The sequence below is a fragment of the Isoptericola croceus genome, from assembly GCF_029382255.1.
GTDB classification, from domain to species: domain Bacteria; phylum Actinomycetota; class Actinomycetes; order Actinomycetales; family Cellulomonadaceae; genus Isoptericola; species Isoptericola croceus.
Map to the genome: position 1 here is coordinate 943294 of NZ_JARLLG010000001.1, position 25330 is coordinate 968623.

At 69.9% G+C, this 25330-nt stretch carries 15 protein-coding genes; 14 read left to right on the top strand and 1 reads right to left on the bottom strand.

Translation table 11 applies throughout. The annotated features are described in order from the left end of the window. The first annotated feature begins 53 nt into the window (after positions 1–53). The 13 genes from PZC42_RS04425 to PZC42_RS22475 all read left to right on the top strand — a co-directional run bounded on the left by PZC42_RS04425 (position 54) and on the right by PZC42_RS22475 (position 22376). A complete protein-coding gene (locus PZC42_RS04425) occupies positions 54–1670 on the top strand; it encodes a xylulokinase (RefSeq protein WP_277208784.1) in 1617 nt (538 codons plus the stop codon). Positions 1671–1705: 35 nt separating this feature from the next. Then, a complete protein-coding gene (locus PZC42_RS04430) occupies positions 1706–2401 on the top strand; it encodes an L-ribulose-5-phosphate 4-epimerase (protein WP_277208785.1) in 696 nt (231 codons plus the stop codon). A 53-nt stretch (positions 2402–2454) separates the two neighbouring features. Further along, positions 2455–3966 (top strand): L-arabinose isomerase, encoded by a 1512-nt coding sequence (gene araA / locus PZC42_RS04435; protein WP_277208786.1) that lies wholly within the window; start codon positions 2455–2457, stop codon positions 3964–3966. A gap of 90 nt (positions 3967–4056) precedes the next feature. Next, positions 4057–5076 carry a LacI family DNA-binding transcriptional regulator gene (locus PZC42_RS04440; RefSeq protein ID WP_277208787.1) on the top strand — a complete coding sequence of 340 codons (1020 nt, stop codon included), beginning with the start codon at positions 4057–4059 and terminating at the stop codon, positions 5074–5076. Beyond that, complete coding sequence (locus tag PZC42_RS04445) at positions 5076–6647, top strand: sugar ABC transporter ATP-binding protein (protein WP_277208788.1); 1572 nt, start codon at positions 5076–5078, stop codon at positions 6645–6647. The genes PZC42_RS04440 and PZC42_RS04445 overlap by 1 nt, the downstream gene beginning before the upstream one ends. Positions 6648–6868: 221 nt before the next feature. Continuing rightward, positions 6869–7882 carry an ABC transporter substrate-binding protein gene (locus tag PZC42_RS04450; protein WP_277208789.1) on the top strand — a complete coding sequence of 338 codons (1014 nt, stop codon included), beginning with the start codon at positions 6869–6871 and terminating at the stop codon, positions 7880–7882. 103 nt (positions 7883–7985) lie between these two features. Then, positions 7986–9524: a sugar ABC transporter ATP-binding protein gene (locus PZC42_RS04455; protein ID WP_277208790.1), complete on the top strand. Its 1539-nt coding sequence runs from the start codon at positions 7986–7988 to the stop codon at positions 9522–9524. Continuing rightward, positions 9524–10552: an ABC transporter permease gene (locus PZC42_RS04460; protein ID WP_277208791.1), complete on the top strand. Its 1029-nt coding sequence runs from the start codon at positions 9524–9526 to the stop codon at positions 10550–10552. The genes PZC42_RS04455 and PZC42_RS04460 overlap by 1 nt, the downstream gene beginning before the upstream one ends. Beyond that, complete coding sequence (gene yjfF, locus PZC42_RS04465) at positions 10552–11598, top strand: galactofuranose ABC transporter, permease protein YjfF (RefSeq protein ID WP_306573557.1); 1047 nt, start codon at positions 10552–10554, stop codon at positions 11596–11598. The genes PZC42_RS04460 and yjfF overlap by 1 nt, the downstream gene beginning before the upstream one ends. Before the next feature lie 410 nt (positions 11599–12008). Continuing rightward, on the top strand, positions 12009–13508 hold the full coding sequence (locus tag PZC42_RS04470; protein WP_277208792.1) for an RICIN domain-containing protein: 1500 nt from the start codon (positions 12009–12011) through the stop codon (positions 13506–13508). A gap of 117 nt (positions 13509–13625) precedes the next feature. Beyond that, positions 13626–15695, top strand: coding sequence for a beta-xylosidase family glycoside hydrolase (locus PZC42_RS04475; RefSeq protein WP_277208793.1), 2070 nt, complete (start codon positions 13626–13628; stop codon positions 15693–15695). Positions 15696–15909: 214 nt separating this feature from the next. Further along, complete coding sequence (locus PZC42_RS04480; RefSeq protein WP_277208794.1) at positions 15910–20751, top strand: family 43 glycosylhydrolase; 4842 nt, start codon at positions 15910–15912, stop codon at positions 20749–20751. A gap of 197 nt (positions 20752–20948) precedes the next feature. Continuing rightward, complete coding sequence (locus PZC42_RS22475; protein WP_277208795.1) at positions 20949–22376, top strand: helix-turn-helix domain-containing protein; 1428 nt, start codon at positions 20949–20951, stop codon at positions 22374–22376. Between the two features lie 79 nt (positions 22377–22455). On the opposite strand, the gene arfA is transcribed toward PZC42_RS22475, so the two are convergent. Continuing rightward, complete coding sequence (gene arfA / locus PZC42_RS04490; RefSeq protein WP_277208796.1) at positions 22456–23985, bottom strand: arabinosylfuranosidase ArfA; 1530 nt, start codon at positions 23983–23985, stop codon at positions 22456–22458. A gap of 139 nt (positions 23986–24124) precedes the next feature. On the opposite strand from arfA, the gene PZC42_RS04495 reads away from it, so the two are divergent. Further along, complete coding sequence (locus PZC42_RS04495) at positions 24125–25216, top strand: LacI family DNA-binding transcriptional regulator (protein ID WP_277208797.1); 1092 nt, start codon at positions 24125–24127, stop codon at positions 25214–25216. Positions 25217–25330 lie beyond the last annotated feature (114 nt).

Sequence of the window (25330 nt, forward strand, 5' to 3'; positions counted from 1 at the left end):
ATTATGTGAGCGCTAACATGATGTTTGACCCAGACCAAGGAGTGAACACGGCGATGACGCTGCAGGATCAGGCGACCGTGCGGGACGCCATCACGGCCGGGCGCACGACGCTCGGCATCGAGCTCGGATCGACCAACATCAAGGCCTGTCTCGTCGGGCCCGACCACGCTCCGATCGCGGGCGGCTCGGCCACCTGGGAGAACGAGCTCGTCGACGGCGTGTGGACCTACTCGCTCGACGCGGTGCACGCCGGTCTGCAGGGCGCCTACGCGGCGCTCGTGGCCGACGTCGAGCAGCGCTACGGCGTCCGGCCCATGACGTACGCCGCGCTCGGCGTGTCCGCGATGATGCACGGCTACCTGCCCTTCGACGCCGCCGGTGAGCTGCTCGTGCCGTTCCGCACCTGGCGCAACACCAGCACCGGGACGGCCGCCGCAGAGCTGTCGGAGCTGTTCGGCTACAACATCCCCCTGCGGTGGTCGATCGCGCACCTGTACCAGGCGATCCTCGACGACGAGCCGCACGTGCCACAGGTCGCCTCCTTCACGACCCTCGCCGGGTACGTCCACCGGGCTCTGACGGGACAGCACGTCCTCGGGGTCGGAGACGCCTCCGGCATGTTCCCGGTCGACCCCGCCACCCGCGACTACGACGAGCGCATGCTCGGCCAGTTCCGCCACCTCGTCGCCGCGAAGCGCCCTGGTCTCCAGGTCGAGGGCCTGCTGCCCCGGGTCCTGCCCGCCGGCGCCGACGCCGGCCACCTGACCGCCGAGGGTGCAGCGCTCCTGGACCCGACCGGCACCCTCGAGCCCGGCGTGCTGCTGTGCCCGCCCGAGGGGGACGCCGGGACGGGCATGGTCGCCACGAACGCGGTGGCGCCCCGCACCGGGAACATCAGCGCCGGGACCTCGATCTTCGCGATGGTCGTCCTGGAGAAGCCGCTGACCAGCAGGCACCACGAGCTGGACCTCGTCACGACGCCGGCCGGCGACCTGGTGGCCATGGTGCACTGCAACAACGGTGCCAGCGAGCTCGACGCCTGGGCGGGGATGTTCGGCGAGTTCGCCGCGGCGCTCGGGCACGACGGCAGCGCCGACGAGGTCTTCGGCGCGCTGTTCCGGGCCGCGCTGGACGGCGCGGCCGACGGCGGGGGCCTGCTCGCGTACAACTACCTCGCCGGCGAGCCCATCACCGGTCTCGACGAGGGCCGCCCGCTCTTCGTGCGGACACCGGACAGCCGGCTCACGCTGGCGAACTTCATGCGTGCGCAGATCTACGGTGCCTTCGGCACGCTCGCGCTCGGGATGCGCGTGCTGCACGGCGAGGGCGTCGCGATCGACACGATGTTCGCCCACGGCGGGGTCTTCCGTACCGCCGGCGTGGCCCAACGACTGCTGGCCGCCGCGGTCGACGCCCCCGTCGCCGTCGGGCAGACCGCGGGCGAGGGCGGTGCCTGGGGCATCGCCGTGCTGGCGGCGTACACCCGTGCAGCCGCGGACGCCGGGGCCGGAGCGCCGAGCCTCGCCGACTATCTCGGCGAGCAGGTGTTCGCCGACGCCACCCTCGAGGTGGCCGAGCCCGAGGCCACCGACGTGGCCGGGTTCGCCACGTACCTGGAGCGGTACTCCGCCGGCCTCGCGGTCGAGCGCGCCGCCACCGAAGCGCTCTAGGCGCCGTCTCGACCGAGGAACGGAGAACCACCCCCATGCCCATCACCGAGGTACCCGCGCACCTGCGCACCGCCGTCGACGCCGCCAAGGAGAAGGTCGCCGCCCTCCACGCCGAGCTGCCCCGCTGGGAGCTCGTCGTGTGGACCGCCGGCAACGTCTCGGAGCGCGTCGCGAATCCCGAGGGGGACGACCTCCTCGTCATCAAGCCGTCCGGGTTGTCCTACGACGACATCACGCCGGAGGCCATGGTCGTGTGCGACCTCGACGGCAACCTGGTCGAGGGCGACCGGGCGCCGTCGTCGGACACCGCCGCGCACGCGTACGTCTACCAGCACATGCCCGAGGTGGGCGGCGTGGTGCACACCCACTCGACCTATGCGACGGCGTGGGCCGCGCGGGGCGAGGAGATCCCGTGCGTGCTGACGATGATGGCCGACGAGTTCGGCGGGCCGGTCCCGGTGGGCCCGTTCGCGATCATCGGCGACGACTCGATCGGCCGGGGGATCGTCGAGACGCTGCAGGGCTCGCGCTCGAAGGCCGTGCTCATGCAGAACCACGGTCCGTTCACCATCGGGTCCGACGCGAAGGCGGCGGTGAAAGCGGCGGTGCTGTGCGAGGAGGTCGCCCGCGCCGTGCACGTCTCGCGTCAGCTCGGCGAGCCGTTGCCGATCCCGCAGGAGCACGTCGACTCGCTGTACGACCGCTACCAGAACGTCTACGGCCAGCGCTGAGCCGGCCCCGCCGCCCGCCGTCGGGCGCGGACACATCTCTCGAGAGGAAGAACATGAGCAAGCCCTACGGCGACCGCGAGGTCTGGTTCCTCACCGGCAGCCAGGACCTCTACGGCCCGGAGACCCTGGAGCAGGTCGCGAGTCAGTCCCAGGAGGTCGCGCGCGCCCTCGACGCCTCCGGCGACGTCCCCGCGAAGGTGGTCTGGAAGCCCGTCCTGAAGGACTCGGGCTCGATCCGCCGCGCGATGCTCGACGCGAACAGCGACGACAACGTGCTCGGCGTCATCACCTGGATGCACACCTTCAGCCCCGCGAAGATGTGGATCGCCGGCCTGGACGCGCTGCGCAAGCCGCTGCTGCACCTGCACACGCAGGCGAACGTCGAGCTCCCCTGGTCCGAGATCGACATGGACTTCATGAACCTCAACCAGGCCGCGCACGGCGACCGCGAGTACGGCTACATGCTGTCCCGGCTCGGCGTCGCGCGGACCACCGTGGTGGGGCACGTCTCCAACCCGGCGGTCCAGCGTCGGGTGGGCACCTGGGTCCGGGGCGCCGCCGGCTGGGCGGCCACCCACGAGCTCACGCTGGTGCGGTTCGGTGACAACATGCGCAACGTCGCGGTCACCGAGGGGGACAAGACCGAGGCCGAGCTGCAGTTCGGCGTGTCGGTGCGCACGTGGGGCGTCAACGACCTCGTCGAGGCGGTCGACGCGGTCTCCGAGTCCGATGTCGACGCGCTGGTCGCCGAGTACCAGGACCTCTACGACGTCGTCGACGAGCTGCGCAAGGGTGGCGAGCGGCACGACTCGCTCCGGTACGCGGCCCGCCAGGAGCTCGCCATGGAGGCGTTCCTGACCGAGCGGGGCGCCAAGGCGTTCACCACGAACTTCGAGGACCTCGGTGCGCTGCGCCAGCTCCCGGGGCTGGCGGTGCAGCGGCTCATGGCCAAGGGCTACGGGTTCGGCGCCGAGGGCGACTGGAAGACGGCCGTGCTGGTCCGCGCCGCGAAGGTGATGGGCGAAGGCCTCCCCGGCGGCGCGTCCCTCATGGAGGACTACACCTACGACCTCACGCCGGGATCCGAGCTCATCCTCGGTGCGCACATGCTCGAGATCTGCCCGACCTTGACGACCTCGAAGCCGCGCGTGGAGATCCACCCGCTGGGCATCGGCGGCAAGGAGGACCCGGTGCGTATGGTCTTCGACGCGGACAGCGTCGAGGGCGCCGTCGTCGTCTCGCTCGCCGACATGCGGGACCGGTTCCGTCTCACGGCGAACGTCGTCGACGTCGTGCCGCCGTCGGCCGAGCTGCCGAACCTGCCGGTGGCCCGGGCCGTGTGGAAGCCGCGCCCGGACTTCGAGACGTCGGCCGAGGCGTGGCTGACCGCCGGGGGTGCCCACCACACGGTGATGTCGACGGCTGCCGGCGTCGAGGCGTTCGAGGTGTTCGCCCAGATCGCCGGGACCGAGCTGCTCGTCATCGACGAGTCCACGACCCGCCGCGGGTTCGCCGACCAGGTGCGGTGGAACCAGGTGTACTACCGCGTCGCCCAGGGGCTCTGACCGCGGACTGATCCGGCCCGCCGGTCGGCGGTAGTCTGTGGTCGCCGCGCCGCCTCTCGGCCGACCGGCGGAACCCGATGGAGGCCCTGCATGGCGAGTACCGGTGTCGACAAGCCGAACATCCGGCAGGTCGCGCAGCTCGCCGGTGTGTCGCACATGACGGTGTCCCGGGTGCTCAACGACCACCCGAACATCCGGGACGCCACCCGGCGTCGCGTGCAGCAGGCCATCGAGGAGCTCGGCTACCGCCCGAGCAGGGCGGCTCAGGCGCTCGCCACCCAGCGCAGCCGCCGCATCGGCGTCCTCGTGGAGAGCGCGGTGACGTTCGGGCCGACCAGCACGCTGTACGCCGTCGAGTCCGCCGCCCGGGCCTCGGGCTACGAGGTGAGCTCGGTGCTCCTGCGCGCCGGCGAGGAGATCAGTCCGCAGGAGGCCGTCGACCACCTGATGGCCCTGGGTGTCGACGCGCTGTGCGTCGTCGCGCCGCGGTCGTCGTCGATCGCGGCGCTGCGGCGCATCGCCGTCGGCGTCCCCGTGCTCGTCGTCAAGCCGGAGAAGGACCCGACGTTCCTCACGGTGACCGTCGACCAGCAGGCGGGGACGACACTCGCCGTCGACCACCTCGTCTCGCTCGGGCACCGCGACATCCTGCACCTCGCCGGGCCGCTCGACTGGCTCGACGCCCGGACGCGGGAACGGGCGTTCCACGCTCGCGCGAAGTCGTGGGGGATCCGCGAGCGGCCCATCGTGGTGGGCGACTGGACGGCGGACTTCGCGTACGACTTCGCGCGCGGGATCCGTGGGCTCCCGGACTACACGGCGGTCTTCGTCGCGAACGACGACATGGCGGTGGGACTCATCCACGGGCTGCACGAGCGCGGGTTCTCGGTGCCGAGCGACCTCAGCGTGGTCGGGTTCGACGACATCCCCCTGGCGCGGCACGTCATCCCTCCGCTGACCACCGTGCGGCAGAACTTCGACGCGCTCGGCATCGCGGTCGTCGACGTGCTCAGAGCGGCGATCGAGGAACGCGAGATCCCGGCCGTGACGCGCATCCCTGCCGAGATCGTCGCGCGTGCGTCGAGTGCGCCGCCGAGGAGGGCAGCCTGATGGGCCCGCAGGCGGTCCCAGGGGGACACGCCGTGGCTCCCGTGGTCGAGATGCGCGGGATCACCGTGGAGTACTCGGGCGTGCGGGTCCTCGACGCCGCAGACCTGACCTTGCGTCCCGGCGAGGTGCACGCCCTCATGGGGGAGAACGGTGCGGGCAAGTCCACCCTCATCGGTGCGCTGACGGGCACGGTGCCGATCCTGGCGGGCGAGGTTCTCGTGGACGGCGTGCCCCGCACGCCGACGAGCGTGGCCCGGAGCCGCGCGGAGGGCATCGCGACCGTGTTCCAGGAGTCGCACCTGAGCCCGTCCCTGTCCGTGGCCGAGAACATCATGATCGGGCACGAGGTACGGGGCCGGTTCGGCATCAGCTGGGCGAAGAGTCGCGAGCGCGCCGAGGCCGCGCTCGCCGCGCTGGGGATCGAGGACGTCGACCCGCGCGCGCCGCTGGAGACGTTGTCCCCCGCGACCAAGCAGCTCGTGGCCGTCGCGCGCGCCATCGTGCTGGAGCCGCGGGTGCTGGTGCTCGACGAGCCCACGTCGAGCCTGGACGGGTCCGAGGCCACCCGGCTCCTCGGGGTCGTCCGCCGTCTGCGTGACCAGGGTGTCGCGGTGCTGTTCGTCTCACACTTCCTCGAGCAGGTGTTCGAGGTGAGCGACCGCATGACCGTGCTCCGGGGCGGTCGGGTCGTGGCCGAGTTCCGTACCGCCCAGGTCGATCGCGCCGAGCTGATCTCGAAGATGATCGGGGAGGACATCGGCGCACTCCAGGCGCTGCACTCCCAGCGCCTCTCGCACCACTACGGGGGTTCGGCCCAGGTGACGCTGCGCGCGACGTCCATCGGGCGCCGGGGGGCCCTCGAGCCCACTGACCTCGACCTCGCCCGGGGGGAGGTCGTCGGGTTCGCCGGTCTGCGCGGCTCCGGACGTACCGAGCTCGCCCGCCTGATGAGCGGGGTGGAGCGTGCCGACCACGGCGAGCTCTGGCTGGACGGGCATCGGGTGCAGCTGCGCGGTCCGGCGACCGCGCTGCGCCACCGGATCGCCGTGTCGACCGAGAACCTGCGCCATGAGGGCATCGTCGCGGGCCTGACGGTGCGCGAGAACATCGTCCTGGCGTTGCAGGCGCTCCGTGGTTGGACGCGACCGTTGTCCCGGGCGGAGCAGGACGCGGTGGTCGAGACGTATCTCGACGCCCTGCACCTGTCGCACGAGGACGTGGACCGACCCGCCGGCGAGCTGTCGGGAGGTACGCAGCAGAAGGTCATGCTGGCGCGCCTGCTGGCCACGCGGCCCCATGTCCTGATCCTCGACGAGCCGACGCGCGGCATCGACATCGCCGCGAAGCTCGACATCCAGCGCCGGGTCGCGAGGCTGGCCGGTGAGGGGGTCGCCGTCGTGTTCATCTCCTCCGAGCTCGAGGAGGTGGTGCGCCTGAGCGACCGCATCGTCGTCCTCAAGGACCGGGAGAAGATCGGCGAGCTCAGCAACGGGCCGGGGATCACGGTGGACACCATCGTCGAGATGATCGCGGCGGAGCTGGACGGCCGTGCTCCCGGGGACGACGGCTGACCGCCCGCTCGGCCGGATCCTGCCGTGCGCGGTGCTGCCGACCAGCGGTGCTCGACAGCGGCAACGGTGTTACGAGATCGTGACGTCGAATCCCATGATCGCTCTTTGTGACCGGTCACATCTCCGCTATGTTAGCGGTCACAAGGCAAGCCATGCCGGGGGTCGGAGCTGACCTGCGGACCGGGAGATCCGGTCGTCCGGCGTCTCGAAGAGGAGTAGACATGGCACGGAAGATGATGCGCGGCACGGTGGCTGCGTTGTCGGCGACAGCACTGCTCGCGCTCGGCGCCTGCAGCAGCGAGCAGGCGGCACCGAGCACCGACACGTCCAACGGCGACGAGCAGATGGCCGAGGGAGGCGACGAACTCATCTCGATCGGGTTCTCGCAGGTGGGCGCCGAGTCGGGCTGGCGCGCCGCCAACACCCAGTCCATCCAGGACACCCTGACCGAGGAGAACGGCTTCGACCTCAACTTCTCGGACGCCCAGCAGAAGCAGGAGAACCAGATCCAGGCGATCAGCTCCTACATCGCGCAGGGCGTGGACGTCATCGCGTTCTCCCCGGTCGTCGAGACCGGGTGGGACCCGATCCTGCAGGAGGCCAAGGCGGCCGGCATCCCGGTGATCCTGACGGACCGTGCGGTGGACTCGGACGACGACACCCTCTACGAGTCCTTCATCGGCTCCGACTTCGTCCTCGAGGGCGAGATGGCCGGCGAGTGGGCTGCTGAGCAGTACGACGGCGAGGGCTTCAAGGTCGTCGAGCTCCAGGGCACCACCGGCTCGGCGCCCGCGATCGACCGTCAGCAGGGCTTCGCCGACGCGATCGCAGGCAGCGACCTGGAGGTCATCGACTCGCAGACGGGCAACTTCACCCGTACCGAGGGCAAGCAGGTCATGGAGGGCTTCCTGCAGAAGCACGACGACATCGACGTGGTCTTCGCGCACAACGACGACATGGGTCTCGGCGCCATCGAGGCCATCGAGGCCGCCGGGATGGTCCCGGGCGAGGACATCCAGATCATCACGATCGACGCCGTCAAGGACGGTATGCAGGCGCTCGCCGACGGCAAGATCAACTACATCGTCGAGTGCAACCCGCTGCTCGGCCCGGACCTGGCGGAGATCGCCAAGGCCGTCATCGCCGGTGAGCCCGTCGAGAAGCGCATCGTCGTCGAGGACGAGGCCTTCGACCAGGAGGCAGCCATCGCGGCGCTGCCTGACCGTCAGTACTGATCGGTAGCACGGCGGGGGCGCCCGAGGGCGTCCCCGCCGGCCACCTCTCGAACCCGCGGCGGGGTGCGGACCGCATCCCGCCGCGTTCCACGGAAGGTCAACGATGACGAGCTCTGAGACCGCGGAGCGGCCTGTCGTGCAGATGACGGGGATCTCCATCGAGTTCCCCGGCGTCAAGGCGCTCGACCAGGTCGACTTCCGGCTCTTCCCGGGCGAGGTGCACGCCCTCATGGGCGAGAACGGCGCCGGGAAGTCCACCCTCATCAAGGCGCTCACGGGCGTCTACGGCATCGACGCGGGCGAGATCCTCGTCGATGGTGAGCCACACCAGTTCTCCGGCCCCGGCGAGGCGCAGAGCGCCGGCATCGCGACGGTGTACCAGGAGGTCAACCTCTGCGAGAACCTCACCGTCGCGGAGAACATCATGCTGGGGCACGAGCCGCGGCGGCTGGGCGCCATCGACTGGCGTGCCACCCGGCGTGAGGCCGCACGACACCTGGCGACGATGGGTCTCGACATCGACCCCGCGTCCTCCCTGGGGGCGCACTCGATCGCGGTGCAGCAGCTCGTCGCGATCAGCAGGGCGATGGTCGTGGACGCCAAGGTCCTCATCCTCGACGAACCGACGTCCAGCCTCGACGCCGACGAGGTCGCGCAGCTCTTCGCCGTCGTGCGGCGCCTCCGCGACGAGGGCGTGGCGATCTTGTTCGTCTCGCACTTCATCGAGCAGGTCTACGAGATCTCCGACCGCATGACGGTGCTGCGCAACGGCGGGCTCGTGGGCGAGTACACCACGGCGGAGACCGACCGGCTCCAGCTCGTCTCCACCATGATCGGCCGGTCCATGGAGGTCCTCGAGGACCTCCACGTGAGCACGGCCCACACCGTCGCCGTCGAGGAGGGGTCGACGCCGTACCTCCAGGCGGTCGGCCTGGGCCGCAAGGGCAGCGTGCAGCCGTTCGACCTGGACGTCTACTCCGGCGAGGTCGTGGGGCTCGCCGGGCTGCTCGGCTCCGGACGCACCGAGGTGGCACGGCTGCTCGCCGGCGCGGACCGGGCGGACTCCGGGGACACCCGGATCAACGGCGTCCCCGTCCGGCTGCGCAACCCCCGTGCCGCCATCGGGAGCGGTATCGCCTTCTCCTCGGAGGACCGCAAGGCCGAGGGCGTCGTCGGTGACCTCACCGTGCGGGAGAACATCGTGCTGGGCCTGCAGGCGGGGCGCGGCTGGATGCGGCGCCTGCCCGCCCGCCAGGTCGACGAGATCGTCGACAAGTACGTCGCCGCGCTGGGCATCCGTCCCGCCAACCCGAGGGCGCTGTTGCGCAACCTCTCGGGCGGGAACCAGCAGAAGGTGCTGCTGGCGCGCTGGCTGGCCACCGCCCCCGAGCTGTTGATCCTCGACGAGCCCACCCGGGGGATCGACGTCGGTGCCAAGGCCGAGATCCAGAAGCTCGTCGCCGAGCTCGCCGAGCGTGGCATGGCCGTGGTCTTCATCTCGGCCGAGCTCGAAGAGGTCCTGCGCCTCAGCCACCGCATCGCGGTCATGCGGGACCGGGACAAGGTGGCCGAGGTAGTCAATACCGACGACGTCCGCGTGGACGACGTCGTCGAGCTGATCGCCAGCGGAGGGAAGCACTGATGCGCGAGATCACCCGCCACGCGCTGTTCTGGCCCGTGGTCGCACTGGTCGCGCTGCTCGCGGCCAACACGATCTACCGGCCCGACTTTCTGGGCGTCACCATCCTGAACGGTCACCTGTTCGGGGCGCCGGTCGACATCCTGCGCAACGCGGCGCCGCTGATGCTGGTGGCGCTGGGCATGACGCTGGTCATCGCCACGCGCGGCATCGACCTCTCGGTCGGTGCGGTCGTCGCGATTGCCGGTGCCCTGTCGCTGAGCTTCATCGCGACGTCGCCGAACCCGGGGTCGGTCTCGACTGTGCTCCTGGCGATCGCGATCGCGCTGGGCGTGTCCCTGGTGCTCGGCGTGTGGAACGGGTTCCTGGTCTCCGTCGTGGGGATCCAGCCCATCATCGCCACCCTGATCCTCATGACGGCGGGGCGGGGCATCGCCATGCTGATCACCGAGGGGCAGATCACGACCGTCACCAGCCCGGCGTTCAAGACTCTCGGCTCCGGCTTCTGGCTCGGTGTACCCGTGGCGACACTGGTCGCCGGCAGCGTCTTCGTCCTGGTCGCGCTGCTCGTCCGGCGGACCGCGCTCGGCATGCTGGTCGAGTCGGTCGGCATCAACCCGGCCGCCAGCCGGCTCGCCGGTGTCAAGGCCCGCACGATCGTGTGGACGGTCTTCGCCCTCTCGGGCCTCTTCTCCGGCCTGGCCGGGCTGATCCTCGCCAGCAACGTCATGGCGGCCGACGCCAACAACGCCGGGCTGTTCATCGAGCTCGACGCGATCCTCGCGGTGGTCATCGGGGGCACGTCGCTGCAGGGCGGGAAGTTCTCGTTGTCGGGGACCTTCGTCGGGGTGCTCATCATCACGACGCTGACGCTGACCGTCACGATCGTCGGGATCTCGCCGTTGGTCACCCCGTTGTTCAAGGCCCTGGTGGTCATCGCGGTGACGCTGCTGCAGTCGCCGCGGATCCGTGAGTCGTTCGCCGCACGCGCCAGACGGCGGGCGGCCCGTCCCGAGGAGGTGTCGGTCTGATGGCCGCAGTCGCACCGGAGAAGCGCGGTACCGAGGCCCCGCCGGTGGCCGGTCCCCAGAGAGGCCGGCGCATGTCGACGATCGCCCGGCGGCTGCGCATCGACCGCCGCTACATGCCGGTCGTGGGAACCTTCGTCGTCCTCGCCCTGATCCTGTCGGTCGGTGGCGTGCGCTACGACAACTTCCTGTCCACGAACGTGCTCGCGAACCTCTTCATCAACAACTCGTTCCTCATCGTGCTCGCCGTCGGGATGACCTTCGTCATCCTGACCGGTGGTATCGACCTCTCGGTGGGTGCTGTCCTGGCACTGTCCGCCGTGAGCGCGGCCTACCTGCTGGACGCCGGCGTCCCGGCGGCCATGGTCATGCCCGCGGTGGTGCTCATCGGGTCGATCATCGGGTTCCTCATCGGCGTGATGGTTCACGTCTTCGACGTCCAGCCGTTCATCGCGACGCTCGCGGGCATGTTCTTCGCCCGTGGCCTGTGCTTCGTCATCGCACCGGTGGCGATCCCGATCACCGACGAGACCTTCGTGGCGATCTCGGCCTGGGACACCTGGGTCGGTGGCCAGTGGCGCGTGACGACCAGCGTGATGATCGCCCTGGCGGTGGTGGCGCTGGCCTTCTACCTGCTGCACTACACGCAGTTCGGCCGCACCGTCTACGCGATCGGTGGCGGCGAGCAGTCGGCCCAGCTCATGGGGCTGCCGGTCGCGCGCACCAAGGTGCTCGTCTACGTCGTCTCCGGTACCTGTGCAGGCCTGGGTGGTCTGCTCTTCGCGATGTACTCCCGGTCCGGCTACTCGCTGACCGGTGTGGCGATGGAGCTCGACGCCATCGCCGCCGTCGTCATCGGCGGCACCCTCCTGACCGGCGGGACCGGGTTCGTCCTCGGATCCGTGCTGGGTGTGCTCGTCCTCGGTCTCATCCAGACCATCATCACCTTCGAGGGCACCCTCAGCTCCTGGTGGACCAAGATCGTCATCGGCGTGCTGCTGCTGATCTTCGTGGTCCTCCAGCGCGTGCTCACCCTCCGGCGCACCTAGCCGGCCCGGCGCCCCCGGGCTCCGGGGGCGCCCGTCGGGCGTCGCACGTAGCGCCGCCCACCGTGCATTTCCCACACGAAGTACAACGCCGTACCACGGGGGGTTGCAGTGATGTACCGCACTCGAGGCTGGCTTGCTCCGGCCAGACGCGCCCTCGCATCGCCCCTGCCGGGCCTGAGGCGGACACGACCGTCCGCCAGAAGTCGTCGACCGAGCGCCGCGCACTCTGCACTTGTCCTGGACGCCGCTGTCCAGTGCACGGAGCCCGGTGGTCTGCTGACTCAGCTCCACCGCTGGAGCGGCGCCAACCTCCACGGACGATGGCAACGCCACCCAGAAGTGGCACCTGCACCCCCGTCGGCCGACGACGGACCGAACCACTGACACGACGATGTGACGGAGAAACAACTATGAAAAAGACGCGTTCGCGATGGTGGGCGACGATCGTTGCCGGGCTGACGGTCATGGGGGCAGCGCTGGCCGGTGCGGTGACCGCCCCGGCGGCCACCGCGGCCGACGAGCCGTACGTCGGCTACCTGTTCTCCTACTTCGCGGGGGAGAGCACGGCCAACGGGGAGCAGGTCTACTTCGGCCTGAGCCAGGGCAACGACCCGCTGCACTACATCGATCTGAACGGCAACCGGCCGGTGCTCACGTCGAACGTGGGGACCGGTGGCGTGCGGGACCCGTTCATCATCCGGAACCCGGAGACCGGTCGCTTCTACCAGATCGCCACCGACCTGAAGATCCACGGCAACGGCAACTGGGACGGTGCCCAGCGGCACGGCTCGCGGAACCTCGTGGTGTGGGAGTCGGCTGACCTGGTGACCTGGTCGCAGCCGCGGCTCGAGCTCGTGTCGCCCCCCACGGCCGGCAACACCTGGGCGCCCGAGGCGTACTGGGACGACGCGCGCGGCGAGTTCGTCGTGTTCTGGGCCTCCAAGCTGTACGCCGAGAGCGACCCGAACCACACGGGGTCGTCCTACAACCGCATGATGTACGCGACGACCAGCGACTTCAGGACGTTCAGCGAGGCGAAGGTCTGGGTCGACCCGGGCTACTCGGTGATCGACTCGACGGTGACGAAGCACGACGGTACCTACTACCGCTTCACCAAGGACGAGCGGAACAACACCTCGTCCACGCCGTGCTCGAAGTTCATCACCGCCGAGCAGGCGACCGACCTGCGCGACACGAGCTGGGACTTCGTCGCAGACTGCATCGGGAAGGGTGACGTCAGCGCGGGTGAGGGACCCACGATCTTCAAGTCCAACACCGAGGACCGCTGGTACATGTTCATCGACGAGTTCGGCGGCCGGGGCTACGTCCCGTTCACGACGACGAACCTGGCCTCCGGCGCGTGGACCCCGGTGGCCGACTACCAGATGCCTACGAAGCCGCGGCACGGCACCGTCCTGCCGGTCACGCAGGCCGAGTACGACCGGCTGCTCGCCGCGTACGGCGGCTCGGGCACGGTCAAGCCTGGCACCTGGTACTCGGTCGAGTCAGCGCACTCGGGCCTCGTGTGGGACGTCGCGAAACAGTCCAAGGAACCGGGCGCACGGCTGAACCAGTGGGGCTCCTGGGGCGGCACCAACCAGCAGTTCGGGTTCACCGCCGTGGGCGACGGCTATCACACGATCCAGGCCCGCCACTCCGGGCTGGTGCTGGGCGTGTCCGGTGCGAGCACGGCCAACGGGGCCGACATCGTGCAACAGACCTCCAGCGGAGGGACGAACCAGCAGTTCCGGGTGCGCGCCAACGGTGACGGGACAGTGACGTTCCTGAACCGCAACTCCGGCAAGGCGCTCGATCTGTACGACTTCGCGACGGAGCCGGGCGCGCGCATCTCCCAGTACACGGACAACGGCAACGCCGTGCAGAAGTGGATCCTGCGCGCGGCGTCGTGAGGTGATCCCCGGCGCCGGTCGGTCGCACGCTGACCGACCGGCGCCGGGGCGACCGCCCGCCGCCTACATCCCCAGCTCGGTGACCACCGGGCAGCCAAACACCGAAGGGGTACATCGATGAACCACCGTTCATCTGGACGTTCGCTGCGGGCTCTGCTCGCCGGCGCCCTCACACTGGGGCTTGTCGCCCCGATCGCGGCGGCCGCCGTCGCGGTAACAGACGAGGAGACCGGGGCGACACCCGTCAGCACTGCGGAGACGGACCTCGCCGCCTACGTCTTCCCCTACTTCGCCGGTGAGAGGTCGGCCGACGACGAGAAGATCTATCTCGCCGTCAGCGAGTCGGACGAGCCCACCGCCTGGCAGACCCTCAACGCCGGCGAGCCCGTCCTGGAGTCCACGCTCGGTACCGAGGGCCTGCGCGACCCGTTCATCATCCGCGCGCCCGAGGACGACACGTACTACCTCATCGCCACCGACCTGCAGATCTATGGTGGCGGCAACTTCGGCCGGGCCCAGGAGACCGGCTCCCGGTCGCTCATGGTGTGGGAGTCGACCGACCTGGTGAACTGGTCCGACCAGCGTGAGGCCGAGATCGCGCCGGAGAACGCCGGCAACCTGTGGGCCCCGGAGGCGTACTGGGACGAGGCGCACCAGGAGTTCCTGGTGTTCTGGGCCTCGGCCCTCTACCCCGACGACGTCGCCCCCGAGGACCGCCGCATCGCCAGCTCCTACCAGCGGATGATGTACGCGACCACCACGGACTTCGTCGAGTTCTCCGAGCCCGAGGTCTGGATCGACATGCCCCGCGGTGCCGGCCGCGGCATGATCGACTCCACGATCGTCGAGGAGGACGGAACCTACTACCGCTTCACCAAGGACGAGGCGGACATGACCGTGCGCCAGGAGTCGTCCGACGACCTGCGGCTGACGCAGGGTGTCAGCGACGGCGACGGCTGGGACCTGATCGCCGAGCGGATCGGGGTGGGTGAGCCCAACCCGTGGGGCGGGACCTTCACGTCCGGTGAGGGACCGACGGTCTTTCCCTCGCTGACCGACGACCGCTGGTACATGATGATCGACCAGCCCTCGTACCACGGCGGACAGGGATACCTGCTCTTCGAGAGCGACGACCTGACGAGCGGCGAGTGGACGTCGGTGCCCGACGCCGAGCTGCCGCGCAGCCCGCGCCACGGCACGGTCATCCCGATCACCGCCGCCGAGCAGGCCGCGCTCCTCGCGGCCTACCCGCCGGCCGAGGAGCCGGAGGACGTCGTGCCGGGGCCCGCCCCGGAGCTCGGTGACGCCACCTGGTCGGACGACTTCACGGCCGCAGAGCTCGACTCCCGTTGGAAGATCCATGCGGAGGACGCCTCCGCCTGGTCGGTCGGCGAGGGCAACCTCACGCTGCAGTCCCGTCCCGGCGACACCTGGCAGAACGACAACGCCGCGCGGAACATCTTCCTCGTCGACGTCCCCGCCGGTGACTTCTCCGCGGTCACCCATGTCACCGCGCCGGTGAGCCTGGACTTCCAGGGTGCCGGGCTGATCGCCTGGGCCGACATCGACAACTACGTCCGTGCCGGGCTGAGCCACGTCGGCCTCGCCGACGGCGGTCCGGTGGTCATCGAGAGCGCGCTGGAGAACGCCCGGGTCTTCACCTCGGAGTTCACCCCGCGCCGAGGGTCGCAGGTCGAGTGGCTGCGCATCGATCGTGTCGGTGACGAGCTGGTGGTCTCCTACGGCGACTCCGCGGGCCAGTGGGCGGAAGCGGCACGCTTCACCGTGGACTGGGACGTCACACAGGTCGGTCTGTATGCGCTCGCCGCGCAGAACGGGACCTCCCACACCGCCGAGTTCTCGACGTTCTGGCTGTCCACCGAGGACGGCGGTTCGGACGATGAGCCGCTCGCCGTGGAGGTCGAGGCGGAGGCGCGGTGCGCAGGTTCCCGCGGCTTCGTCGCGGTCCGGGTCGCCAACGGGGAGGGCTCGCCGGTCGGGGCCGTCGTCGAGACGCCCTACGGGACGCGCGAGAAGTCCGACCTCGAGGCGGGGAAGTCGACGCTGCTCACCTTCTCGGTGCGTGACGCCCAGGTGCCGGCCGGGGCCGCCGTCGTCACCGTCACCGGCGACGGCGGGCGCAGCGCGCGCATCGACGTGCCGTTCGAGGGCGTCGACTGCAGCTGATCGGCACTGCCGAACGGCGCGACGTCCGTAGGGTTCGGTTCCTTCACCGTCAGGTGTGAGGGACCGGACCCTACGCGTGTTCTGCGGGGTTTGTCGTTGTGTGATTGTTACTGATTGCTTCGAGCGGAGGGGTGCCGCGGACGTGTTCGGAGGGCTAGCATCCAGCCAGAGTGTTACCGCTCACATGTCCGACCTCGATGATGAGGAGCACCGCATGAGACCCCCCCGAAACCTGCGCATCACAGCCGCGACGGCTGCCATTGCGCTCGGTCTTCCCCTGGTAGCCGGGCTACCTGCCGCGGCCACGAGCACCGAGCCAGCCGACGGCGTCACCGATGGGCTGCGCGCCTGGTACCCGCTTGACGACGAGGAAGGCGCCGTCGCCCGCGACGCGATCGACAACGGCTACGACGGCACGCTGGTCGGCGGGTCCGGCTGGGCCGCGGACGGCTCCCTGGAGCTCGACGGCTCCGGCTGGGTCGACCTGCCCGACGACATGCTCGCCGGCACCACGGCCGTCACGATCACCGCCGACGTGTGGATCGACCCGGCGCTGAGCGGCAACTACTTCTTCTACACCTTCGGCAACGAGGCGGTCGGCAGCCCGCAGTCCGGCACCGGCTACCTGTTCTCCTCCAGCGCGAACAACCGTTATCGGGGCACCGTCTCCGGAGCCGCGTGGTCCAACGAGCAGAACACGATCTCCGACGACGGCGCCCTCGCCGCCGGACGGTGGACGTCGATCGCCTACAGCGTCGACGGATCCCAGGGCCGGCTCTACGCCGACGGCGAGCTCGTCGGGTCCTCCGACGCCATCACCCATGTCCCAGGTGAGATCGGCGGCGGCAGCACCACCCGTAACGCGATCGGCCTGTCCGCCTACGCCGCCGACAAGGCCTTCACCGGCCGGATGCGGGACGTCCGACTCTACGAGCGCGCGCTGGACGCCGGCGAGGTCGCGTCCATCGACGCCACCGGTGCTGCCGCGGCTCTCGCGGGCGACTCCGTCTCCCTCGGTGACGTCAGCGCGGTCAACTCCGACCTGGAGCTGCCGGCCGTGTCCGACGGCGGCGCCGCGGTGACCTGGTCGTCCTCCGACCCGGACGTGATCACCGACGACGGGCAGGTGGCGGCCGTCGAGGAGGCCACCGACGTCACCCTGACCGCCACGCTCGAGCTACGAGGCCACGACGCGAGCCGCGAGGTCGTCGTGACCGTCGTCCCCCTGACCGGGGACGCCGGCCGCGCCGAAGCCGCTGCCACGGCGCTCGACGTCGTCAACGCCGACGACGCCCGCGGGAACCTCACCCTGCCCACCACGGGTGACCACGGTGCAACCGTGAGCTGGACCTCGGCCGACGAGTCCGTGGTCACCGCCACCGGCGAGGTGAACCGCCCCGCGGCCGGAGACGACGCCGTCGACGTCACGCTCACCGCGACCGTGACCGTCGGTGCGGCCACCGCGACGCGCGACGTCGTCGTGCACGTCCCGCCGCTGCCCGCAGCCGAGTCCTACGAGGGCTACCTCTTCTCCTACTTCATCGGCGAGGGAACGGCGAGCGGTGAGCAGGTCTATTTCGGGCTCAGCGAGGGCAACGACCCGCTGCGCTACCGGGACCTCAACGACAACCAGCCCGTCCTCACCTCGGAGCTCGGCGACAAGGGCCTGCGCGACCCGTTCATCATCCGCTCGCCCGAGGGCGACAAGTTCTACCAGATCGCCACCGACCTCAAAGTGCACGGTTCGTGGAACTGGGACGCGATCCAGCGTCATGGGTCGAAGTCGATCATGGTCTGGGAGTCCACCGACCTCGTGAACTGGACGGACCAGCGGCTCGTGCAGGTCGCTCCCGAGAATGCGGGCAACACGTGGGCGCCCGAGGCGTACTACGACGAGTCGATCGGCGAGTACGTCGTGTTCTGGGCCTCGAAGCTCTATGCCGACAACGACCCGAACCACACCGGGAACACCTACAACCGGATGATGTACGCCACGACGCGCGACTTCGTGACGTTCAGCGACCCGCAGGTGTGGGTCGACCCGGGCTACTCGGTCATCGACTCCACGGTCATGCTGCACGACGGGGAGTACTACCGGTTCACGAAGGACGAGCGGAACAACACCTCGAGCACCCCCTGCTCGAAGTTCATCACCGGGGAGAAGTCGTCCGACCTGCGCTCGACCGACTACGAGTTCATCACTGACTGCATCGGCAAGGCGAACTCGCTCGGCGCCGGGATCAACCAGGGCGAGGGCCCGACGATCTTCAAGTCGAACACCGAGGAGAAGTGGTACATGTTCATCGACGAGTTCGGTGGACGGGGCTACGTGCCCTTCGAGACCACCGACCTCGACGCCGCCGAGTGGAAGATGTCCACCGGCTACAAGATGCCGTCGCACCCGCGTCACGGCACGGTGCTCCCGGTGACGCAGGCCGAGTACGACAGGCTGCTGCAGACCTACCAGCCGGACGCCTTCGTCGAGTCGGTCGAGGACGTGGCCGTCACCGTGCAGGTGGACCAGGAGCCGGTGCTTCCCACCAAGGTCGCGGTGCAGTACGCCGACGGCTCCACCGGCAACGCCGCGGTGACCTGGGCCGAGATCGATTCAGCCCAGTACGCCGAGGTCGGCACCTTCGAGGTCACCGGGACCGTCACCGGCAGCACGGCGACGGCCCGCGCGGTGGTCACCGTGCAGTCCGAGCCGATCCCGGTCGAAGAGGTGCGGGTCGAACCCGCCTCGGTCCAGCTCTGGCACGGCGGGGAGCGACAGCTCACCGCCCAGGTCCGGCCGGCCACCGCCTCGCAGCGCGACGTCACCTGGTCGTCCGCCGACGAGAGCGTCGCGACGATCACGGCCGACGGGCTGCTGCAGGCCGTGGCCGCGGGTAGCACCATCGTCACGGCATCCGCAGGGGACGTCTCCACCGACGTGCCGGTGACCGTCACCGAGCAGGTCCCCGGCCTCATGGTCCATTACCCCCTGGACGAGACCAGCGGCACCCAGGCGGCCAACGCCGCCCCGGACAGCACCTTCGGACCGGCGACGCTGGTCGGCGGCGCCACCCCGTCGGCCGACGGTGTCAAGCTCGACGGGACGAACGGTCACGTGAGGTTGCCGAACCACCTGCTCGCAGGGCTGAGCGACATCACCGTGACGCTCGACGTCCGGGTCGACCCGAACCAGGCCACCCCGTACTTCATCTACGGGATGGGCAACACCAGCGGGTCGAGCGGGAACGGCTACCTGTTCACCACCGGCAACAGCACCTACCGCAGCTCGATCACGCTCGGCAACTGGAACGGGGAGCAGACCGTCAACTCCGGCTCGGCCCTCCCACGGGGTGTGTGGAAGCACCTGACGTACACGCTCTCGGGTACCACCGCCGTGCTGTACCTCGACGGCGTCGAGGTACAGCGGCAGACCGGTGTGACGATCGACCCGGGCGACATCGGTGGTGGTCAGACGATCGCCAACTACATCGGTCGTTCGCTGTACTCCGGTGACCGGTACCTGAACGGCGACGTGCGCGACTTCCGGATCTACGACCGGGCGCTCGACGCCTCGGAGGTGGCGGCGATCGGTGCCGATCACACCGTGGTGCGGGGTGCGCAGGCCGAAGGTCTGAAGATCGACGCGATCGTGAACGAGGCGTCGAGCACCGTCACGCTGCCGATGGAGCCGGGGACGGATCTGACGGAGCTGGCCGTCGAGCTCGAGGTCTCGGGCCAGGCGACCGTGGCCCCGGACAACGGCTCCGTCCAGGACCTCAACGAGCCGGTGACCTACACGGTGACGGGCCCCGGTGGCTCGTCGCGCGAGTGGACCGTCCGGGCGATCGAGATGCGCAGCCCGTTGCTGCCGGGGCTGTACGCCGACCCCGACATCGCCCAGTTCGGTGACCGCTTCTACATCTACGCCACGACGGACGGCTTCCCCAGCTGGGGCGGCAAGGAGTTCTACGTCTGGCACTCCGACAACCTCGTCGACTGGGAGCGCACGTCCGAACCGATCCTCAGGCTCGACGGCGACGACGGCAACGTGCCGTGGGCCACGGGCAACGCGTGGGCACCAGGGGTCATCGAACGCGACGGGAAGTACTACATCTACTTCTCCGGCCACAATCCCTCGGTGAACCGCAAGACGATCGGTGTCGCGGTGGCGGACGACCCCTTGGGCCCGTTCACCGCCCAGTCCCAGGCGATGATCCTGAACAACGAGTCGGTGAGCTCGGGCCAGGCGATCGACCCCGCGGCGTTCCGCGATCCCGCCACTGGTAAGCACTACCTGTTCTGGGGCAACGGGGGGCCGTCGAACGGACCGGTGTATGCGGAGCTCGCCGACGACATGGTCTCGCTCGTCCCCGGCACGACCGCACGCATCTCGGGTCTGACCGGATTCCGTGAGGGGCTGTACGTCAACCATCGTGACGGCCTGTACCACCTGACCTACTCGATCGACGACACGGGCTCGCCCAACTACCGCGTCGGGTACGCCACGGCCACCAGCATCAACGGTCCGTGGACCTATCGCGGGGTGATCCTGCAGCGGGACGACTCGTTGGGCGTCGTCGGGACCGGGCACAGCTCGATCCTCAACGTGGCGGGCACCGACGACTGGTACATCGCCTACCACCGGCACGCGATCCCCGGCGGCAACGGGACCAACCGGGAGACCACGATCGACCGGCTCGAGATCGGTGAGGACGGACTGTTCAAGACCGTCACCCCCACGCTCGAGAGCATCACCCCGGTCACCGTGGACCCCGGTACCGAGGTCCCGGTCGCGGTGGAGGTCGCGCCCCGGTGCCTGCTGGGTTCCGTCCAGCTCGCCGTGCGGGCGACCAACGAGGGGCCGGAGACGGTCGACGTCGAGCTGGACACGGCGTTCGGCACGGCGACGGTCTCGGACGTCGCCCCGGGTGCTCATGCGTACCGGGGGTTCACCACCCGCCGCGGCGTGATCGAGGCGGGGACCGTCACGGTGACCGTGAGCCGTGGAGAAGGCGTCCTCGGCAGTGTCGTGACCGAGTACGACGGCATCGACTGCACCTGAGGCGACCGACCACCGACGGCAGCCCTGCACCCGCCACGGGTGCAGGGCTGCCGTCGGTGGTCGCGCCACCGCAGCGTCGCCCGGGGCTCCCGGGGGGACGCGGCGACCGCACGACGGCCTTCACAGGTGCTGCACATTGACTTCGCGTCCGACAAACTGCTGATATAGAGCTTCATCACGATAATTCGGAGGCACACGTGACTCAGCAGGACAAGGCCGCTACCACCGCGGGCGGTGGACCGGCGAAGGTGCGCTACCGCGGCCGGCACCTGCCGATGGTGGCCGTCGTCATCGCCGCCTTCATCGCCACGGCGCTGGCCTACAGCGGCATGGTCCTGTTCGGCCTGGAAGTCGCGCACATGACGCCGATGGAGGCCTACGCCCTGGCGGGCTTCCTCGAGGTGAGCCTGGTCGCCGTCGCGCTCATGGCCCGCAACGCCGCCCTGGAGGGGCGCCCGTACGGCGTGCTGCTCACGCTGACGTGGGTCCTCTCGGGCACCTCGGGTGTGTTCGCGGCCCTCCACGAGATCGCCGTGCCGACCGCCAGCACGCCCTACATGGTGGTCTTCCGGTTCGTGCCACCGCTGGTCGCCGCCCTGATGTGGCACCTGGCGCTGGTCGGGGAGCGACACCTCGTCACCGGGCACACCCTCGACGAGCGTCGGCGCGAGCACCGGGTGCACCAGTACGTCACCGCCCTGGAGATGTGGCGGGACGCGAGGCTCGACAGCTCGGGCAGCCGACGCAACACGCGCAAGATCCGTGCGGCCCACGAGCGTCAGCGCGCTGCCCGCGACCGGGCCCTCAAGCTGCTGACGGTGGAGGACTTCGAGCGGCGGATGCAGGTCTGGGTCGAGCGCCTCGAGGCCGCCGAGCGTCACGGCAACCGCCTCGACACGATCGGGGCCAGCTCGGTCAAGCGAGGCATCGCCCGAGGCGTCGAGGAGTTCGGCCACCCGGGCGACGACGCCGTGGTGCACGCGGCTCCGGCAGCGGACCGCGGAGCGCTGGTCGCCGCCGGCGCCGAGCCCGCCGTTGACCAGGCACCGACCGCGGTCGTGTCGACCGCGGCGACGAACGTGACGGTACCGGTCGAGGAGGAGCCCTTCGCGGAGGACTTCGAGGCGGCTCTCTCGACAGACCCGACTGCCGCCGAGCCGTCTGCTGCCATGGCGACCGACGCGGAGGATCTCGCCGCGGAACGCACCGAGGGCCAGGCGGCGGAGCTCGTGGAGCCGGTCGCCGCCGAGGACGACGCCGCGGCGGCCCCGACGGCCGTCGAGCCCCTCCCTGAGACGGGGCACACCCGGCGGGTCGAGGTCTTCGACCTGGTCGGCCGCACGGAGGAGGCCAGGACGGGCGCGATCCCTCGGGTCCCGACCTGGTCCAACGTGCACGGCACCTCGGACGCCGACGTCTCCGACGAGGACCAGGTGGGCGAGGAGTCGGTCTCCGAGCGGGACCAGCGCATCCTGAGGCTTGCCCGCGAGGGACTCAACCAGCGAGAGATCGCCGAGGAGGTCGAGGCTTCCCGGTCGACGGTCAGTCGTGTGCTGCGCCGCTTCGAGGACCAGAAGCCCGGCTCGGAGCACACGGATGACGAGCTGGAGCTCGCTCCCGCCTGAACCGACGAGCGTCTCTGTTCGTCAGGAATCAGACGGTGATTCCTGACGAACAGAGACGCTCGTGGAGGGTAGGGCGGTGTCAGGCGCGGGCAAACGTCCCGGCGAACGCCGTCCAGGACTCGGGAGCGAGCCGCACGGTCGTGGTGCCGTCCGCGGAGCCGACGACGGCGCCCGCCACGTCCACCGTCGACCAGCATGCCTCGGCGACCTTGGTGGCGTGCTCCGACCCGTGCACGGCCGCCTCGTGGTCGGCGAGCATCTGGTGGCCCTCGGTCAGCGCGAGGGCCGCGCCGACGTGTGCGAGGTCGACCTCGACGACGCGGTCCGACCGGTTGGTGAGGAACAGGCCCAGCGCCCCGTCGTCGCCGACCGTCGCGGCGGCGGTGACGACGGGTGCGTCGCCGTGCCGGGACGTGGTGTGCGTCGGCGCGTCCACGCGCACGTCGAGGGCAGTGCCCTGGGCGAGGCGTGCCGTCGTCGCGAACGGGTAGAAGGTGGGCTGGCGCCAGGCCTCGCCTCCGGGCTCGGTCATGATCGGCGCGATGACGTTGACGAGCTGCGCGAGGGCCGCGACGGGGACGCGGTCGGCGTGGTTGAGGAGCGTCACCAGGATGTCGCCGACGACGACGGCGTCCAGGGCGGAGTAGACGTCCTCGATGATGCGCGGGGCGTCGCGCTGGATCGGCAGGTTGGCCTCGCCCGGGAAGCGGGTCTCGAGGTACCAGACGTTCCACTCGTCGAAGGAGATGGTGATCCTCTTGTCGGACCGACGCTCGGCGCCCACGGCGTCGGCGGAGGCCACGACGCGGTCGATGAACCGGTCCATCGCGGTGCCGGAGGCGAGGAAGGAGGCGCGGTCGCCGTCGTGCTCCTCGTAGTAGGCGTGCATGGAGATGTGGTCGACGATGTCGTAGGTGTACGACAGCACCGTGCGCTCCCACTCGCCGAACGTGGGCATCTGCATCGAGCTCGAGCCGCACACGACGAGCGAGATCGACGGGTCGACGAGCTTCATGGCCTTGCCGGCCTCGGCGGCGAGCTTGCCGTACTCGTGGGCGTCCTTGTGGCCGATCTGCCAGGGGCCGTCCATCTCGTTGCCGAGGCACCAGAGCTTGACGCCGTAGGGCTTCTCCCGCCCGTTGGCGATGCGCAGGTCGGCCCAGCGCGTGCCGGCCTCGCCGTTGCAGTACTCGAGGAGGGCTGCCGCGGCCACCACGCCGCGCGTACCGAGGTTGACGGCCATCATCGGCTCGATGCCCTCGCGCTCGGCCCACTGCAGGAACTCGTCGGTGCCCACGAGGTTCGGCTCGACGGTGCGCCACGCGAGGTCGAGGAACGGCTTGCGTTCCTCGACGGGGCCGACGGCGTCCTCCCAGACGTAGTTGGAGACGAAGTTTCCACCGGGGTAGCGCACCATCGGCACGCCGAGCTCGTGGATGAGATCGGCGACGTCGCGACGGAAGCCGTGCTCGTCGGCCTGCGGGTGCTCGGGCTCGAAGATGCCGGTGTAGACGGCACGGCCGAGGTGCTCGACGAACGAGCCGAACAGGCGGCGGTCCACGGCGCCGCGGCGGAAGTCGGGGTGCAAGGTGATACGGGCGTCAGCCATGTTCTCGGTGTTCCTCTGCGAACGGAGCGGGATGTGCCGTCGTTGGTTACAACGATGTAGAGTGAATCACGACACGGGTGTCCGGCACCAGTCGAGGGATCGTGACCTACGCTGTGTCCGACGACGAGGAGGTGTGCGCGTGGCAGTGACCATGCACGATGTCGCGGTCCGTGCCGGGGTGTCCATCAAGACGGTCTCGAACGTCGTCAACGCCTACCCCCACATCCGGCCTGAGACGCGTCAGCGCGTCCAGGAGGCGATCGACGAGCTCGGCTACCGGCTCAACACCACCGCGCGCAACCTGCGGACCCGGCGAACCGACATGATCACCCTCGCGGTCCCGGAGCTGTCGCTGCCGTACTTCGCCGAGCTGGCCGACCGGGTGATCCGTGCCGCGGAGGAGCAGTCGCTGACGGTGCTCATCGAGCAGACGGGCGGATCGCGCGAGCGGGAGGTCGACGTCCTGACGGGCAAACGCCGTCAGCTCACGGACGGTCTCATCTTCTCGCCGCTGGAGCTCTCCCAGGCGGACCTCGCCCTGTTCGACGTCGACTTCCCGCTCGTGATCCTCGGGGAGCGCGTCTTCGACGCCCCGGCGGACCACGTCACCATGAACAACGTCGCGGCCGCTCGCGCGGCCACCGTTCATCTCGCCTCGCTCGGTCGGCGGCGGATCGCGGTGGTCGGTGCCCACGAGGGGGAGGAGCTCGGTTCCGCGGCGCTGCGCACCGAGGGCTACAAGCAAGGGCTCGCCGAGGCCGGTCTGCCCTTCGACCCGGAGCTCGTGGGGGAGGCCGGCCTCTGGCACCGGTCGACGGGCTCGGAGACGATGGGCCGGATGCTGGACGCCGGGGTCCAGGTCGATGCGGTCTTCGCGCTCAACGACGCGATGGCGCTGGGCGCACTGCACGCCTTGCACGCCCGCAACCTCGACGTGCCGCGGGACGTCGCGCTCATCGGCTTCGACGACATCGACGACGTGCGCTACTCGGTGCCCACGATCAGCTCGGTCGACCCGGGCAGCGCGCAGATCGCTCGCACCGCCGTCGACCTCCTCGTGGAACGGATCGCGGGTCCCTCGGAGCGCGGCTACCGGCGGGTGGTCCCCGCGTCCCGGCTCGTCGGCCGCGAGTCGACGGGTGACGTGGCCGAGGGTGCGCCCGAGCAGATCGTCGCGGAGCTCGAGGGCGGTGTCGAGGAGGTCTCGACGCTCCTCGACAAGACCGCCTGACGTCCTGCTGGGCACTGCGCAACGGTTCGTGGCTCGCCCTGCCGTGCTTCGTCGCGCCCTGACTGTGGACTCGTGACTTCGTCTGCAACTTGCTGTACGTTTTCAACACGGCTT